The 15,358-nt window shown below is 55.7% G+C and carries 13 protein-coding genes and 4 pseudogenes; 5 read left to right on the top strand and 12 right to left on the bottom strand.

The window, feature by feature from the left end:
- Window positions 1-20: 20 nt before the first annotated feature.
- The 4 genes and pseudogenes from N8E89_RS18655 to N8E89_RS18640 all read left to right on the top strand — a co-directional run bounded on the left by N8E89_RS18655 (window position 21) and on the right by N8E89_RS18640 (window position 2,945).
- Window positions 21-954 (top strand): annotated as a pseudogene (locus tag N8E89_RS18655) (VOC family protein).
- Between the two features lie 15 nt (window positions 955-969).
- Entirely contained in the window at window positions 970-1,578 is a 609-nt protein-coding gene (locus N8E89_RS18650; RefSeq protein ID WP_262262726.1) for an alpha/beta hydrolase, read from the top strand.
- A gap of 114 nt (window positions 1,579-1,692) precedes the next feature.
- On the top strand, window positions 1,693-2,559 hold the full coding sequence (locus N8E89_RS18645; protein WP_262262725.1) for an MBL fold metallo-hydrolase: 867 nt from the start codon (window positions 1,693-1,695) through the stop codon (window positions 2,557-2,559).
- 71 nt (window positions 2,560-2,630) lie between these two features.
- Entirely contained in the window at window positions 2,631-2,945 is a 315-nt protein-coding gene (locus tag N8E89_RS18640) for a hypothetical protein (RefSeq protein WP_262262724.1), read from the top strand.
- A 125-nt stretch (window positions 2,946-3,070) separates the two neighbouring features.
- On the opposite strand, the gene N8E89_RS18635 is transcribed toward N8E89_RS18640, so the two are convergent.
- From N8E89_RS18635 to N8E89_RS18620, 4 genes are all read right to left on the bottom strand, one after another.
- Window positions 3,071-3,757, bottom strand: coding sequence for a VOC family protein (locus tag N8E89_RS18635; protein ID WP_262262723.1), 687 nt, complete (start codon window positions 3,755-3,757; stop codon window positions 3,071-3,073).
- 99 nt (window positions 3,758-3,856) lie between these two features.
- Window positions 3,857-4,933 (bottom strand): ABC transporter substrate-binding protein, encoded by a 1,077-nt coding sequence (locus N8E89_RS18630; RefSeq protein WP_262262722.1) that lies wholly within the window; start codon window positions 4,931-4,933, stop codon window positions 3,857-3,859.
- Between the two features lie 34 nt (window positions 4,934-4,967).
- The gene (locus tag N8E89_RS18625; protein WP_262262721.1) at window positions 4,968-5,804 is read right to left on the bottom strand and encodes an ABC transporter permease; all 837 of its coding nucleotides are present in this window, start codon (window positions 5,802-5,804) and stop codon (window positions 4,968-4,970) included.
- Complete coding sequence (locus N8E89_RS18620) at window positions 5,801-6,583, bottom strand: ABC transporter ATP-binding protein (RefSeq protein WP_113173198.1); 783 nt, start codon at window positions 6,581-6,583, stop codon at window positions 5,801-5,803. Before N8E89_RS18620 ends, N8E89_RS18625 begins: the two co-directional genes overlap by 4 nt.
- Before the next feature lie 538 nt (window positions 6,584-7,121).
- Here N8E89_RS18620 and N8E89_RS18615 point away from each other — a divergent pair.
- Window positions 7,122-8,244, top strand: a pseudogene (locus tag N8E89_RS18615) (NADH:flavin oxidoreductase/NADH oxidase).
- Between the two features lie 61 nt (window positions 8,245-8,305).
- Here the strand turns inward: N8E89_RS18615 and actP are convergent.
- The 8 genes and pseudogenes from actP to N8E89_RS18575 form a co-directional block, all read right to left on the bottom strand.
- A complete protein-coding gene (actP, locus tag N8E89_RS18610; RefSeq protein ID WP_262262720.1) occupies window positions 8,306-9,952 on the bottom strand; it encodes a cation/acetate symporter ActP in 1,647 nt (548 codons plus the stop codon).
- A complete protein-coding gene (locus N8E89_RS18605) occupies window positions 9,949-10,248 on the bottom strand; it encodes a DUF485 domain-containing protein (RefSeq protein WP_262262719.1) in 300 nt (99 codons plus the stop codon). The genes actP and N8E89_RS18605 overlap by 4 nt, the downstream gene beginning before the upstream one ends.
- Before the next feature lie 107 nt (window positions 10,249-10,355).
- The gene (locus N8E89_RS18600; RefSeq protein WP_262262718.1) at window positions 10,356-10,766 is read right to left on the bottom strand and encodes a cupin domain-containing protein; all 411 of its coding nucleotides are present in this window, start codon (window positions 10,764-10,766) and stop codon (window positions 10,356-10,358) included.
- A gap of 21 nt (window positions 10,767-10,787) precedes the next feature.
- Window positions 10,788-12,014 carry an FAD binding domain-containing protein gene (locus N8E89_RS18595; RefSeq protein WP_262262717.1) on the bottom strand — a complete coding sequence of 409 codons (1,227 nt, stop codon included), beginning with the start codon at window positions 12,012-12,014 and terminating at the stop codon, window positions 10,788-10,790.
- Window positions 12,015-12,059: 45 nt separating this feature from the next.
- A pseudogene (locus N8E89_RS18590) lies at window positions 12,060-12,822 on the bottom strand (ABC transporter ATP-binding protein).
- The gene (locus N8E89_RS18585) at window positions 12,773-13,510 is read right to left on the bottom strand and encodes an ABC transporter ATP-binding protein (RefSeq protein ID WP_262262716.1); all 738 of its coding nucleotides are present in this window, start codon (window positions 13,508-13,510) and stop codon (window positions 12,773-12,775) included. Before N8E89_RS18585 ends, N8E89_RS18590 begins: the two are co-directional and overlap by 50 nt.
- Window positions 13,510-14,488, bottom strand: a pseudogene (locus N8E89_RS18580) (branched-chain amino acid ABC transporter permease). The gene N8E89_RS18585 and the pseudogene N8E89_RS18580 overlap by 1 nt, the downstream one beginning before the upstream one ends.
- On the bottom strand, window positions 14,485-15,336 hold the full coding sequence (locus N8E89_RS18575) for a branched-chain amino acid ABC transporter permease (protein ID WP_262262715.1): 852 nt from the start codon (window positions 15,334-15,336) through the stop codon (window positions 14,485-14,487). Before N8E89_RS18575 ends, N8E89_RS18580 begins: the two are co-directional and overlap by 4 nt.
- Window positions 15,337-15,358: the final 22 nt, after the last annotated feature.

The following is a 15,358-nucleotide window of genomic DNA, read 5'->3' as shown; positions in this document are numbered from 1 at the left end:
CAGCAATATAGGAGCTTTCGATGCTTAATCAGATACAGGGCCTGCACCACGTAACGTCAATGGCAGCCGATGCCCGCACGAACAACCGCTTCTTTACCGATGCGTTGGGGCTGCGACGCGTCAAAAAAACGGTGAACTTCGATTCACCTGACGTCTACCATCTCTACTACGGCGACGAGACCGGATCGCCCGGTTCGATAATGACGTATTTTCCGTTTCCGCATATCGGTCCGGGCCGCCATGGCACCGGGGAAGTCGGGACGACGGTTTTCTCGGTCCCTGAAGGTGCACTTGGGTTCTGGAGTGACCGCCTTGCCAATCTCAAAGTTGACGGTTTGAAGCCGAGCGAGACATTCGGCGAGAAGCGTCTTGAATTTGCCGGACCCGATGGCGATGGATCTCGCACTGGTTGAGGTTAAGGACGATGCTCGGCCAGCATGGACGCACGGTGGTGTAAACCAGGACCATGCCATTCGCGGTTTTCACTCGGTCACGATGCGTCTTCGCGATGAAGGTTCGACATCCGAGCTTCTGAAGTTCATGGGCTATGAGATCCAGGACGAAAAAGACGGCGTCAAGCGCTTTACAAAGCCGAACGGCAACGGAGCCCATCTAATCGATGTCGAAACAATGCCGAATATCTCAAGTGCGCTCCAAGGTGCGGGTTCCGTCCACCATGTCGCCTTTGCGGTCGACGATCGCGCAAAACAACTAGAGGTTAGAAAGGCGTTGCTGGACACAGGATATCAGGTTACGCCCGTGATCGACCGTGACTATTTCTGGGCGATCTATTTCCGCACGCCGGGCGGGATTCTCTTTGAAATCGCAACAAATGAGCCAGGCTTCAATCGAGATGAAGATACGGCGCATTTGGGAGAAGCGCTGAAGCTGCCGCGTCAGCACGAACATCTTAGAGCCGCCATCGAGGAACATCTCGAGCCGCTCGAAGCATAGGCACGGAGTAAATTCATGACCGAGAGTGAGTATGTGCGTCGGATACGTTCCGGCGCATCGGGAAAGCCTGTGTTTTTCGTTTTTCACGGAACAGGCGGAAACGAAAACCAGTTCTTTGAATTCGGCAGTCAACTGCTCCCGGACGCCACCGTTGTCGCACCACGCGGCGATGTCTCCGAAAACGGTGCTTCGCGTTTTTTCAAAAGGACTGCCGAGGCGATTTACGACATGGAGGACCTCCAGCGCGCGACTTCCAAGATGGTCGCGTTCGTAAATGACATCGCGCAGGCACAGCAGGCATCTGTCATTATTGGGCTGGGGTTTTCCAACGGCGCAAACATTCTCGCCAATGTGCTCATTCAAGAAGGGGTGTTTGATGCGTCGGTGCTTATGCATCCGCTCATTCCATTCCGGCCGGCTCCAAACCCCGCACTTGCCGGGCGACGAATACTCATTACCGCTGGTAAACGGGATCCGATTAGCCCTGTCGCATTGACGCTTGCTCTGGAGACCTATTTTTCCAAGCAGAATGCTTCTGTCTCAACCGCGTGGCATTCAGGGGGGCATGAAATTCAATCTAATGAGGTCGATGCCATCAGGGCATTCCTTCATCCGTACTTGTAGGCGGATTCCTTGGGCGGACCACCGGGCAGACCCTCTGTCAGAAGAGGGCACTGGTTCTCTGCTGAGAAAATGAATCTCGGTGACTCCTGTGTCATCGACCAAAGGAGTTGAGAAATGACAAAAACTGAAGATTTCTACAGTTTCCGCCACGGCCAGTTCGGGATCACCGTGCTAACAGATGGTTACATCAAGCTGGGCGGAGAAATCTTCGCACCGGAAGCTAATCCCGCAGAGCGCGAGGCGATTTTGCTTAGTCTGGGCGGCGGCAACGGCAGCGCACATGCTCAATCAAACATACCCCTGATCGATACCGGGACGGAATTCATTCTGGTTGATGTCGGGGCGGGCGATCGTTTTCAGCCTTCCGAAGGAAAGTTGGAAGAGAACCTGGCTGATATTGGAGTTGAATCCCAAGAAATCACAATTGTTGTGATATCGCACGCGCATCCGGATCATTTGTGGGGCATGGTCAAGCACGACGGATCGCTTCGTTTTCCAAATGCAAGGTATTTCATCAGCAGGGAAGAATGGGACTTCTGGATGGGTGAGCGAGGTGAGAACTTGCCGGAGGCGTTGCAGCCATTTGTCGCTGGAGCAAGGCGGGACCTGCAGGCCATTTCAGATCGCGTAACATTGGTTGACGACGGGGATGAAATTGTGCCGGGCTTACGGGTTCTTGCTACGCCGGGGCACACTGCGGGTCATATTTCTCTTGAACTGGAAGGGGACAATCCGCTGATCATAACTGTGGACGCTTCCGCAAGTGAAGTTGTGTCCATGCAGCATCCCGAGTGGAGCTTTGGTTTCGATATGGATCCAAAAACAGCCGTCAAAACGAGGCGGATCCTTCTCGATCAGGCAGTGTCCAAGGACGCCAAATTACTTGGATTTCATTGGACCTACCCGGGAGTTGGCCGAATTGAGAGGAACGGAAATGCCTATCGCTTCATTGCTGTTGCAACTCCGAGTGGCGAAACATGAGCGGCCCGGCACCGCGCGAGTGGTGACATCGATCGCATCAAACCGCAACAAAAGCATAGGAGCTCTTCAAGATGACCGATACCAAATTGATGACCGATCACAGAGAAATAAGAGAGTGGGCCGCTGGTCGCTCGGGCGTGCCCGTGATCGTCGATCCGGCCGAATTGATCGGAAATAGCGTTTCGGTACTTTCTATCCAATTTGGTCAGAAGGCCTACGAGGATGACGATGATCAAGGAGCGGATCGCCCCTTGGATTTTGGAAGGCCGCGTATGGTTGAGTGGGAAGAATGGTTTGCCATTTTCGATGCCGAAAGGTTGGCCTTGATCGTGGCCGAGGACCTGCCTGGTCAGCATGACGAATTCCATGAAATCGTGCGCAGATAAGCGTTGTTGTCTAGCCGATCAGCCTACCATGGTTGGTCGCCATGGCAGGCCGAGAGTATATCGCGGCAATCTAGTGAACGACTTGGCAATTGGCACGTCACCAGACAGAACGCGTTAGTCTGTGTTTAGAACGTGAGCTGCCCCGTCGTGCCGCTGATGACATCGCGCCGTATCACAACTTCTCCATCAGTGGTCATAACACTCATGGCATGGAGGCCATGTGCGAGACCGTTAAAGCTTAAATTCAACGTACTGGCATTCACGCCAAGATAATCGCTCATTTCCTCCTCGGAGCCTCCCAACTCAAGCCAATTGATGCCAGTTGCGGTCTTGGTTCCATACTGAGGCGTTACTCGCGATGGATGCTTGGCCATGTCAGTGACCAAGAAGAAGTTCGGCAAGCCAACACCCCAGCACGGAATGGTTTCCGGCGTACGCACGGCGACACCCATCATTCCGTCAGGGCGCTGTCGCAAAGTGCTCTCTATGACTTGCGATCCCAGTCGTTTTGCCAAGTCCTCTAATTCTTGCTTGGTATCGACGCGGGCGCACCAACCGATGAATACGTCTCCGTCTTTGCATTTCTCTCGAAAAAAACGGGCGGCCGGATTGCCGTTCTCGTATTCGTGGACATCTACGACGCTCTCAACCTCGATGTAGGTGTCATTACCAGTCGGAAAGATTTTATTTGCCAGTCCGAGCCGGGGGAACCAGCCCCCTTCATAGCAGCCGAGCCCAGTTTCCTCACGAAGTCGCTGGGCACCTTCGAAGACATTTCTCGTGCCGAGGCACACGTGGTCGACGTGAATCATTTTGATGTTCCTTGGAGTTGAAAGAGCGGGATGACTAAATTTTCAATAGCGTGCCCGTTCGCTGTTAGGGAGCTTGAGCGTTGCACGGCCCTCTCCGGATCAATATCCGGTGCAGGCCATGGCTTGCGCGACAATTGCCTCGTGGTCGAAGTCATTGATCCTTTGGAAGAACGCCGTGTCGCCCGGAACAAGCCTCGCTGTGTCGATTTTCTGCGGGATGAGCTTGTTCTCGAGGAGGAAGGACTGGAGCATGTCGAGGCCGTGCGTGGATACCTTCGCCCTTAGATCACCACCAGCCTTCTGGAATGCGATCTCGGCTTCGTCCACATTGGAGAGCTGGATCTCAGTGTCTTGGGCAATGGTAGTTGTTCTTCCAGCGCCGTAACGTTTCCTGTAGATCTTCGCGACGCATTCAGGGTTTGCCTGCGCGAACACCTGCGCTTTGGCGATGCCGCCGGCCAAGGCTTCTACGAGTTTGGGCTTGTCCTTGAGGGCGTCGGCCGTCGCAACGAGGCCGTAGTCCGGAAACTCCAACCATTTGTCGTCGTAGAAATACGATGCGTTATTGCCCAAGGCCTTAAAGTTCGCGATCTCAGACATGAAGGTCAAACTTGCGTCCACTGTGCCCGATTTTAGGGCTTCATAGGACTGAGCACCAAGCCCGATAACCGCTTGCCGAACATCCCGCTGAGGGTCAAGTTTGTGGCTCGACAGCAGACTGTTGAGGTACATCGCCCCTCCCGAACCTGCGACTGCCAGGCCCACAGTCTTTCCCTTGAGGTCCTCGGCTTTAGTAATGCTTTTGTCGGTCATTGTCAGGATACGCCAAGAGGTGTTCCGCATAGTCGCGACCATTCGGATATCTGTCAGTCCCTTGGCATCAGCGGCAAGCCAGGGCGTCGTGTTCATCATGCCGATGTCGCCGCTGCCACCAATCATGCTTTGTACGGCCGCAGAGGAGCCTTGTGAGAAGACGACCTGCACGTCGTATCCATCGTCCTTCCACCATCCCATTGCCAGTGGCACGTACAGTTCGAAGACTGCATTGATCATGATGGGATTACCATGGATGATGCGAACTGTTTCGGCGGCGTTCGCATGCGAGATTGGGTCAAATGGCATGGCAGGGGTGAGCGTGGCAGCGAGCATCGCTACCGCGCGGATTGAGGTTTTCATGATTTGAGTTCCCTGTTTAAGTTGTTGGTTGTCCTCAACGCCTCGGACTATCAATCCAGAACACCAGGTGACGACCGAGTGCCTGGATGCCGGCGCTTGCGCTGGCGGCGATCAGGGTGAGAATGGTGATGGCGGCGAAAACTCCAGCGGTATCCAAGGCGAATCCTGCTCGCATGATGGCGGCACCGATACCTTCTTGGGCTCCGACAAATTCTGCAACAATCGCTCCGATGACACTTAGAGTGACACCGACGTTTAATCCGGCGAATAAGTACGGAGCCGAGTTCGGCAGTTTCAGGTATCGAAAGCGCCGCCACATCGACGCATTGTAAACGTTGAAGAGTTCGTGCTGCTCTGTTGGCGTCGAGCGCAGTCCTATGACCGCGTTTACGAATACTGGAAAGAAAGTAATGAGAGCTACAATCACCACTTTGGACGTCATTCCAAAGCCAAACCAGACCACGAACAACGGCGCGATGGCCACCTTCGGTATCGCCTGCAGCGCTACGATATAGGGGTAGAGGATACGTTCGGCTGTCCTCGATTCAGCAACCGGAACCGCAAGCATGAATCCGATGATCGATCCCACCAGGTACCCGGCCAATACTTCCTTCAAGGTTGTCCACGTGTCAGCAAGAAGATAGCCTTCGGTCATCCCCGACCAAAGCGCTGACGCTATCGCACTTGGTTGCGGCAGCAGAGCAGGGCTGATGTCCAGGAGCGGAATTAGAAGCCATTCCCAAGCTCCGAGAAACGCTGCCAGCACAAGCAAGGATGCGAGGCTGACTTTGTCGAACCGGGGCAGGGACGCTCGCCTCGGTTGACCAGGTTTGACGATCGCCGTCGAAGTTAGGGCTTCGCTGCCACTCATTGTACCGTCTCCTCCGCGTCGAAATGTCTACGCACTGCATTTGAGTAGTCGCCGAACACCTTGGAGTTGACCATCTCAAGTGTTCGGGGGCGCGGAAGATCGATCGCTATGTCGTCAACAACGCGGCCGGGTCGCGGCGCAAGAACGACTACCCTGTCGGCAAGGAAAACGGCTTCTTGAATGCTGTGCGTGACGAAGATTACCGTCTTTTGGCTCGCCATCCAAAGTGCTTGAAGTTCAACCTGCAGCCTGTCGCGCGTGAGTGCATCGAGTGCCGCAAACGGCTCATCCATCAGCAAGACATCGGGATCGTGAACGAGCGCACGGGTTATGCCCACACGCTGCTGCATGCCCCCAGACAACTCGCCGGGGTATTTGTTTTCGAAACCCGACAGGCCGACCATTTTGAGAAAGCGAAGTGCTCGCTCATTGACCAGATCCCTATTTGCCCGGCCCAAATCGGCAGCGATAGTTACGTTGTCCAGGACCGTTCTCCAGGGTAGCAGCACCGGAGACTGAAAAACCATCCCGACCCCGTCAGTTGGCGCGTCGATTTCTTCTCCCCCAATAGAAACGCGACCGCTCGATCGGCTCAAGAGGCCTCCGATTATCCTCAGCAGCGTGCTTTTACCGCATCCGCTTGGGCCAACGAGGGTGATGAATTTCCCTTTATCAATCGATAAATTGACTTCGCTAAGCGCGAGGACTTGTTCGCCAGACCTCGTCGCGAATTTCTTCGAGGCTCTGTCGATATGGATATAGGCTCCGTCCGGTTTCACGTGTTCTCCTTGTCGCAACAGAAGGTTTGAATTCAAAAATTCGAACTGGCACTTCGCTTGGCAGCCTGATCAAGGACGCAACGACTGTATTCCGGGGTGAAGGGCGGCCCGAGTGGCTTTGGGACGTACCTCCAGGTAGCACACACACTGCATCCTCGAGCAAGCGGTAAAGACGTTCTTGATGCCGGGTCCATTCATTTTGACAAACGTTTTCCTGCGAACTTCAGGCTTAGAGTTGGGATGAAGCGATCCATCAAAATGCCTTTGTCTTTTCGTCTCGATATCAGTGGATAATTGATTATCAGTTGATAAATAACATGGTGACGGCAGATCGTCTAGAGGCTATATCTTTGTTGGTTATTCAACGCGGAAGAACGTCCAAGCCCGTGGCGGCCATCAATGGTAAAGTTCCGACCATGCCGATTGAGAAGTGATAGGCGATTTCGCGAATACCACTGGCAATGGTTGCCAAAAACGAGACGAGGTAGCTGCAGCCGCAGATACGCAATTGTGGAAAGCAAAGATTTTTGGAGGATTTATGAGTGGAACGAAGCTGTTCTCGCCGGTGTCGATTGGCGGTTTGACGTTGCGCAACCGCATTGTCATCGCACCGATGTGCCAATACTCGGCGCAAGACGGGCAGATGACCGATTGGCATCTTATTCACCTTGGGACAATGGCTCATTCTGGTGCCGGTATTCTGACGATCGAAGCGACGGCGGTCTCGCCCGAAGGCCGCATCTCTTACGGCGACGTTGGCCTCTATTCGGATCAGTGCGAAGCGGCCATGCGCCGAACCCTTGACGGGGTGCGCCGCTGGTCAGACATGCCAATCGCCATACAGCTCGGACACGCGGGGCGCAAAGCCTCGAGCGAAATCCCCTGGAAGGGTGGCCGGCAGATCGCTCCAGACCAACGGGGCGGTTGGAAGACGGTTGCTCCAAGTGGCATCCCGTTCCATGCATCGTATGATACTCCGATGGCACTCGACCGCGATGGGCTGGCTCGGCTGCGTGCAGCGTTCGCGGATCTGGCTCGTCGCGCCGCTCGGCTCGATCTTGCGGCGGTTCAGATCCATGGAGCCCATGGCTATCTCCTCCATCAGTTTCTGTCGCCGCTCTCAAATCAACGAACGGATGAGTATGGCGGCACCCTGGAAAACCGCATGAGGTTCCCGCTTGAAGTCTATGAGACCGTGCGCGAAGCATTTTCTGCCGATCGCCCCGTCACCATGCGGGTATCGGCAACCGATTGGGCCGACGGGGGCTGGAACGTTGATCAAACAATCGCCTTTGCGCAAGCTCTCGAACAGCGCGGCTGCGCCGCCATCCACGTGTCGAGCGGCGGCTTGGCGGTTAATCAACAGATCGCTGTTGGCCCAAGTTATCAGGTGCCGTTTGCAAGAGCCGTCAAAGCTGCCACCCGGATGCCTGTAATAGCAGTTGGTCTCATAACCGAGTTCGAGCAGGCGGAGGCCATCCTCGGCACCGGCGAGCGCCGACCTGATCGCAATAGCAAGAGCCATTCTTTACGATCCGAGATGGCCATGGCATGCGGCAGCGCATTTTGGCGAGAGCGTTTCTGCACCTGATCAATATCTGCGCTGCCAGCCAAGGCAATTCCCTTCGCTTTTCGACGGGAACGCCGCCCGCCAGCAATAGGGAAACCTTTCCTACCTTGATGCCGATCACTAGGTATCAAGGTAGGAAATCAATCGGTGAGTTATTCTTTAAAGCCCGTGTGGGCGGTCACATACTGTGAGGAAAACGCTGCTCGGGCATTTGATCCGCTCTGGCTCCGATCCAGAACGGACACTATAAACGTGACGAGGAAGGCCAACGGCACCGAGAAAAGCGCCGGATTCTCATAAGGGAATGGAGCAGGGCCAAGTCCAAGCGCCGTCGTCCATACTCCCGGGCTAAACGTGACCATTGTGAGAGCGCTCAACAAGCCGACCAAAGAGCCGGAGACCGCCCCTCTGGTTGTAAGCCCGCGCCATGTGACAGACAGGAAGATCACGGGAAAGTTTGCGCTCGCCGCAATGGCGAAAACCAATCCAACCATGAAGGCAATGTTCTGGCCCTCAAACAAGATTCCGAGCACGATAGCAACCAGACTGATCGCCACTGCGGAAACCTTTGACACCCAGATTTCGGAATTTTCGCTGAGTTTTCCTTTTCGTAAGGCTCGTGCATAAAGATCGTGACCGGCGGCAGATGCGCCGGCCATCGTCAACCCGGATACCACCGCGAGAATTGTCGCAAACGCGACTGCGGAGATGAAGCCAAGCAGAACGGAGCCGCCAAGCTTGTCAGCTAGGTGGATGGCGATCATGTTTGTTCCGCCAACAATCTTGCCGGCGGCGTCGAGGTAATGGGCGTCTGCGGACACCAACGCTATGGCCCCGAAACCGAGAACGAACAGCAGCGTGTAGAAGATTGTTATGAAGCAAGTCGCAACCAAGACGGAAACACGTGCCTGCTTGGCATCGGATACGGTAAAGAACCGCATCAGGATATGAGGTAGACCGGCTGTCCCGAATATGAGTGCCAAGCCGAGGGAAAGCGCAGAAACTGGATCCTTTACCAATCCCCCAGGTGCCATGATGGCCACGCCCTTTGGATGGATGGCGACAGCGGCCGAGAACAACGCATTCAGGCTGTAACCAAAATGGCTCAAGATGAGGAAGGACATCAGAACCGTTCCGGAGAGCAGCAGGACGGCTTTGGTGATCTGAACCCAAGTTGTTGCAAGCATTCCCCCGAACGTTACGTAGAGCATCATCAACAGGCCGACGAGCACCACAGCGATCCAATAAGGAAGGCCGAAAAGCAATTCGATCAGTTTCCCGGCTCCCACCATCTGCGCGATCAGATAGAAGAGGACAATGACCAAGGTATTGATGCCAGCGACTGTCCTGATTGGTGTCTCGGAGAGCCTGTATGCGGCCAGATCGGCAAATGTGTAACGTCCAAGATTTCGCAGGGGCTCGGCAATCAGGAACAAGATCATCGGGAATCCCACTAGGAATCCGATAGCATAAATCATGCCGTCATAACCTGCGCCGTAGACCAATGCCGTCACGCCTAGAAATGTTGCTGCCGAGGTGTAGTCACCGGCGATCGCCAGTCCATTTTGCACGCCGCTCAATCCGCCACCGGCGGCATAATAGTCGCGCGCCGTTCGGGTCCCACGACGCGCTGCCCAAACCGTGACACAGAGACTGCCGAGAACGAAAAGCAGGAACATAGCGATTGCGAGAGGATTGATGTCCTGTCTTGTCACGTCGCCAGTTAGCGCATCGGCGCAAGCGTCCGACGCAATTGCCGTTATCGGAAGCCCAATTACACAAAGCTTGCGCAGATTCATTGGACTTCCTTTCCGAGTGAACTGACCATCGGATCGATGCGCAGGCTAGCATATGCCACGTAGATTGCAGTGAGGACCAAGCCCGAGACCATCAACGCGACACCTAAGACAACACCCAGACTGATGACCGAACCCGCATAAACCGGAGCGGCCAAGGTGGCAGGCGAAAACGCCACCAGAGAGATGAATGTGAAATAGAGAGCAGCCATAATGACCGCGAGCAGAGCGCCCAGGCAATTGCGCTCCAGGCTTAACCTGCGGAAAGCCGGTCGGTCGCCGACTTTCTTGAGGTTCATGTGAATTCTTCCCGTATCCACGATCGTCGCCTTTCTGAACGTTGATCTAGAGCACCATGGCTCGTCGCCATGGCCGCCAGCGCAAGGGCCGTTACGCCAGTTGCGGGTTAGGAAACTGATAGAGGCGCGTTCGCGCTGTCCTTGAACTCCACTGTGGTGAAGCTCAGATCCGTATCTCCGATATTCTCGAGATCATGGGTCATGAATTCACCGGGGCCAAACGTGTGATGCTGAGTGTCGCCGGGCTGGTAAGACACCTCGGCAACACGTCCGTCGCCATAGTGCGATCTCGCCCGACCACCCGTTACTGCTGTCCAGAAATAGTCCAGAACGTGGGTATGGAAACCGATACGTTCAGAAGGCTTGAGGGTTAGGGACCAAACGCGAACGCGCTCGGTTTCCGAAACAAGGCGACTGCCAACGCGACCGTTGCCGGCATTCTTGCTGAATTCCGCCGCGCGTTGCCCGTCGAGACCGTCGGGTGCTGCCGGCCACGTGTCAATAACGTAATTACCCATCTGTATTCTCCTTCTTTGAATTCAGGCGGCGATGCCAGTGGAAACGGCTGTTTCACTCATGATCGCCTCAGGATGGCGATGCCGTTCGGCCATCGCACGCTCTTCGTCCGTCGAAATCTGAGCTTGCATGTACGCTCCCAAGTGACGTGCGCGGCGGATTACGGCCTCGCCATAAGCGAGTCTCTTGTTCTCGAACGTCGCGAGAGCCGTTGGGACGTCGGCCGATTCACTAAGTGCGTTGGCAAGGGCGAGCGCGTCCGCCGCCGCCTTGGTCACGCCCATCCCGACATGGGGTCGAGCGACGAACGCGGCATCTCCTATAAGCGCGATGCGGCCTTCTATCGCCATCTTCGGGGTCTCGAGGTCCTGTATGGCCTGAATGAATGGTTGACCCGTTTTCGCAACAACCTCCGCAAATTGCGGCGACAGCAGATCCTGCGCTGCCTGCCTCATGTCGTCGATCACCGCGGGGCGAATTCGGTTGGGTGGAATGGACAATGCGTGTGTGACGCCGTCGACATCAGTCAGAAGCTCCTTAAGAGCTCCATCCTGCGCGGCCGGACGGTACCAGACGAAATTAAACCGCCGGTGTCCAGGCTCTATGGACTCATCCGCGCCCGCCACGGGATAACCGAGCATCTGCTCGCCCGGTGGCAGGGAGAACGCGAAGTGGTCGCAGATCGCTGCGCGGGTCTCCTTCGACAAATCCTTTTCGTCGACAAGTCCCCGCCACGCGATATACCCAACATAACTCGGCATGACATCGGGCATAAACTGCAAACGCACCGTGGAAAATATTCCGTCCGCGCCGACCAAAAGGTCTGCGTCAGCATGGGAGCCGTTGTCAAAGTGCGCGGTGGCCACGCCATTCTCATGGCTGACCCGTTGGAGATTGAGCCCGTGATGATAACAGCCTTCGGGGAGCGCATCCTTCAAGATGGCATAGAGCCTGCCCCACGAGGTCAAAATCTGGGGATGCGAACGCTCGCCCACCATGTTTCCCTGGTGATCGAATACCCGCCGGCCTTCAACCCTCACACCAACTTTTGCAGTGCTGCTGTCGATACCGCAGGCGTCCAGAACTTCGAAGAGTTCGGGGTGTGTCACGATGCCGGCACCCCGACCGGCCAGTTCCGAGGAGATGCGTTCATACACATTCACCGACCAACCGCGGCGGATCAGGAGATGGGCAGTGAACAGACCGGCCATCGAGCCACCAATAACTACTGCATGGTTTGTCTTAGTCATTTGAATCCTCCGTTAAGGAATTGGTCGCGCGTTTTCGATCGAAGATCAGTGAACTCCGAGATGCGCCTCAATAAGTTCGTCATCCGCGGCGACCTCGGCAGCTGTTCCACGCACGACAATCTCTCCGGTGCTGATGATCACGACATCATCCGCAAGGCGCAGGGCGAAGGTGGTATGTTGCTCAACAAGTACAATCGTCAGACCCAGCTTCCGAAGCTTTCCAATGATCGTTCCCACTTCAGCGACGATCTGGGGCGCTAGTCCTTCTGTCGGTTCATCCATCAGGAGTAAGGAAGGATCTCGTCATGAGTGCGCGACCAATGGCCAACATCTGCTGTTCGCCGCCGGACAGCAGTCCAGCCGGATAATTTCGCCGCTCCTCTAAGCGCGGGAAAAGTGTGAAGATGTCGCCAGCCTCCCAGACAAATCTGCCGGTGGGAGCCGGTCGCCGCCGGGCCACGGCCAGGTTTTCGGTCACGGTCAAGCTTTTGAATATACGTCTTCCTTGGGGCACCAGGGCGATGCCTGACTGGCATATCGCTTCTGGAGAACGTCCATCGATTGTTTTACCGGCAATGGAGATATGGCCACTGCGCGGTTTCATCAAACCTGCGATGGTGTTCATACAGGTTGTCTTCCCAGCGCCATTCCGGCCAAGCAGCGCAAGGACATGTCCAGACGCCACACTGAACGACACGTCCTGAAGGATGTGGCTATCTCCGTAAAAACTGTTCACGGCATTCAACGAGAGAGCTGTGCTATTGGGCAAGGTAGGCCTCCTTCGTTCGAGGATCAGCGATAACTTCATCCCTGCTGCCGTCGACAAGGAGCTTGCCGTTGTGCAGCAACGCGATGCGTTCGGCGAAAGCGAGAGCAACATCCATGTCATGTTCGATCATGATAATAGTCAGGGACCTTGGGAAACGCTGAAGCAGGGTCTCAACAGCCTTACGCTCTTCGCGCGACAAACCAGCCAAGGGCTCATCGAGCAGCAGCAGCTTCGGTTCTTGCGCCAGAGCCATGGCGATCTCCAGTCGGCGACGCTCGCCATAGGATGTCTCGGAAACAGGTTTCTCAGCGATGTGATCCAGCATCACGCCCTGCAGGATCTCCATGGCTTTTGACCGAAGCGCCCGGTCGTTATCTAACGCGCCAATTGGCCGCCAGCGCTTTGGAGTGCGTCCGAGACCGGCCAGGACGACGTTCCTGATGACGGTCTCTCCGCCGAACAGCGTCAGTATCTGGAACGTACGGCCAATCCCGTGAGCGGCCCGGCGGTACGTGGGCAAATGCGAGATGTCTTCCCCTGAAAGCTTGATGCGGCCGGCGCTGGGCGAAAGATCGCCTGCAATCAGGTTGAACAACGTCGTCTTGCCTGCCCCGTTCGGGCCAAGGATCAGCCTGCGTTCGCCTTCGGTGACCTTGAGCGATATGTCCTGGATGACATGAAGGCCACCGAAGCTTTTGCTCAACCCCGTTATTTCAAGCGCGGACATCAGCGAGCCCTCCGAGCACGTTCAGCAGAGATGGTCAGGGACGAGCGGCCCCGGAAAAGCGTGCCAATCGCGCCCCAAAACAACCGGCGGCACCCTGGCAGCAAACCCTCGGGCATTGCCAATATGATGAAGAGGAAGATGAAACCCAGGAGCGTTGGCCAACGATCGGTGTATGCACTGGCAACGTTTTTTAGCAGCACCACGACCGCAGCTCCCAAGACCGGACCAAAGAGCGTGCCGATGCCGCCGGCGATCACCATTAGGACGCCTTCCGATGATACTGTCAGAGACAATGCATGGGGACTGATGAACTGGAAAACCTGAATATATAGGATGCCTGAAACAGCCGCCACGAGGCCCGAGATGAGATAGGCGATGTAGCGAATCGCCCATGTATTGTAGCCGAGGGTATTCATTCTGCGCGGCTGGTCGCGGACGCCCTTCAGCGCCGCTCCCAAAGGCGAACTCATGAAGGCTGAGAGGAGCAAAATTGCTACAGCAAGAACGACGAGGCACACGTAGTAGAGTGAGAGGGGGATTGGATACAGCCATGTTCTCGCGGACAAGGCTGATACCATTGTCGCCATTGGTCAGGCTCGTGAAGCGGAATGCAACACCCCAGACGATCTGACCAAGGGCCAACGTGATCATGAGGAAGCTCAGTCCGTTGGTCCTCAACGCGATCACGCCAAAGACGGCAGCCGTCAACGTGACAATCAGGACCGCAGCGATTGCTGCGCTGAACGGAGAGTAACCGTAGCCGTTCGAAAGAATTGCATAGGCGTACGCGGCAACCCCGAGGTAGCCTGCGTGTCCGAGGGAAACCATTCCTCCGTACCCGGCCAAGATATTTACGCTGACAGCGAAAAGGCCATAAACGAGAATTTGGGTCGCGATGCCGAGATAGAACTCTCCAGGCAAGATGGTCGGGAGAGCCACAGCAAGGACCGCGCCGATAGCCAGCGGAATTCGCTTCATGTTGTGAACCTCCCAAGAAGCCCTTGCGGACGCACCGCGAGAACAATGACCATCGGTAAAAAGAGAATGACGTAGGCGAGGTCGGGCAGCAGGATCTGTCCGAAGGTGTAGATGAGCCCGATCAGCAGGCTTCCGATGATTGCACCGGCAAGACTTCCGATACCCCCGATAATGACGACCAAGAGTGCTAGCGGGAGCATCTCGGTGTCGAGGCCCGGATAAACAGACATGATGGGTGCGGCCAACGCGCCTCCCACGCCAGCAAGAGCGGAGCCAAGGCAGACGACAATTGTGAACAACCTGGAGACTGGAATTCCAGTTGCCCTGGCCATTTCACGGTCATCGACGGCAGCCCGTATCTTCGCTCCGAGTGTTGTCCGTTCCACAAGCAGCCACAAAGCGATAGCGATCAGCGCGGCAATGCCGACAAGGAAGAGCCGGTAGAGAGGAAAAGCGAAAGACCCGAATCGTGCGGCCCCCTGCAACAGGGAAGGGGCAGGAAGCGCGATAGGGTCACCTGACCAAATTAACAGGCATTGATCCGCGATTATGAAGGACAAACCGAGCGTCCCAAGCACTTGTGCCAGCTCACGACCTGCGAGACGCTGCACTAGCAGATTCTGGACCAATCCACCCAGAAGAGCACACGCTAGCCCGGCGGCGATGACCGCAATGACGAAGCCACCGCCGATTGCGGACGTAGCAATGTAGCCGCCGAGCATGAAAAACGCGCCGTGGGTTAGATTTGCCACGCGCATCAGGCCGAAAATCAATGAAAAGCCTGCCGCGAGCAGAAACAAGATCGCCGCAAATGCCAGACTATTGAACAGTCCCGTTAACCAGAACATTGGTTGCCTCATCGTTTGATGT

The organism is Phyllobacterium sp. A18/5-2, assembly GCF_025452215.1.
In the GTDB taxonomy this organism is placed as follows: domain Bacteria; phylum Pseudomonadota; class Alphaproteobacteria; order Rhizobiales; family Rhizobiaceae; genus Phyllobacterium; species Phyllobacterium sophorae.
The sequence above is the reverse complement of the archived record's forward strand: the minus strand, read 5'-3'. Positions and strand labels throughout refer to the sequence as shown.

What these genes read in the sequence shown, in the direction of transcription:
- N8E89_RS18650 (WP_262262726.1), top strand. Translation starts at nt 970, where the DNA reads ATGACCGAGAGTGAGTATGTGCGTCGGATACGTTCCGGCGCATCGGGA.
- N8E89_RS18645 (WP_262262725.1), top strand. Translation starts at nt 1,693, where the DNA reads ATGACAAAAACTGAAGATTTCTACAGTTTCCGCCACGGCCAGTTCGGG.
- N8E89_RS18640 (WP_262262724.1), top strand. Translation starts at nt 2,631, where the DNA reads ATGACCGATACCAAATTGATGACCGATCACAGAGAAATAAGAGAGTGG.
- N8E89_RS18635 (WP_262262723.1), bottom strand. Translation starts at nt 3,757, where the DNA reads ATGATTCACGTCGACCACGTGTGCCTCGGCACGAGAAATGTCTTCGAA.
- N8E89_RS18630 (WP_262262722.1), bottom strand. Translation starts at nt 4,933, where the DNA reads ATGAAAACCTCAATCCGCGCGGTAGCGATGCTCGCTGCCACGCTCACC.
- N8E89_RS18625 (WP_262262721.1), bottom strand. Translation starts at nt 5,804, where the DNA reads ATGAGTGGCAGCGAAGCCCTAACTTCGACGGCGATCGTCAAACCTGGT.
- actP (WP_262262720.1), bottom strand. Translation starts at nt 9,952, where the DNA reads ATGAATCTGCGCAAGCTTTGTGTAATTGGGCTTCCGATAACGGCAATT.
- N8E89_RS18605 (WP_262262719.1), bottom strand. Translation starts at nt 10,248, where the DNA reads ATGAACCTCAAGAAAGTCGGCGACCGACCGGCTTTCCGCAGGTTAAGC.
- N8E89_RS18600 (WP_262262718.1), bottom strand. Translation starts at nt 10,766, where the DNA reads ATGGGTAATTACGTTATTGACACGTGGCCGGCAGCACCCGACGGTCTC.
- N8E89_RS18595 (WP_262262717.1), bottom strand. Translation starts at nt 12,014, where the DNA reads ATGACTAAGACAAACCATGCAGTAGTTATTGGTGGCTCGATGGCCGGT.
- N8E89_RS18585 (WP_262262716.1), bottom strand. Translation starts at nt 13,510, where the DNA reads ATGTCCGCGCTTGAAATAACGGGGTTGAGCAAAAGCTTCGGTGGCCTT.
- N8E89_RS18575 (WP_262262715.1), bottom strand. Translation starts at nt 15,336, where the DNA reads ATGTTCTGGTTAACGGGACTGTTCAATAGTCTGGCATTTGCGGCGATC.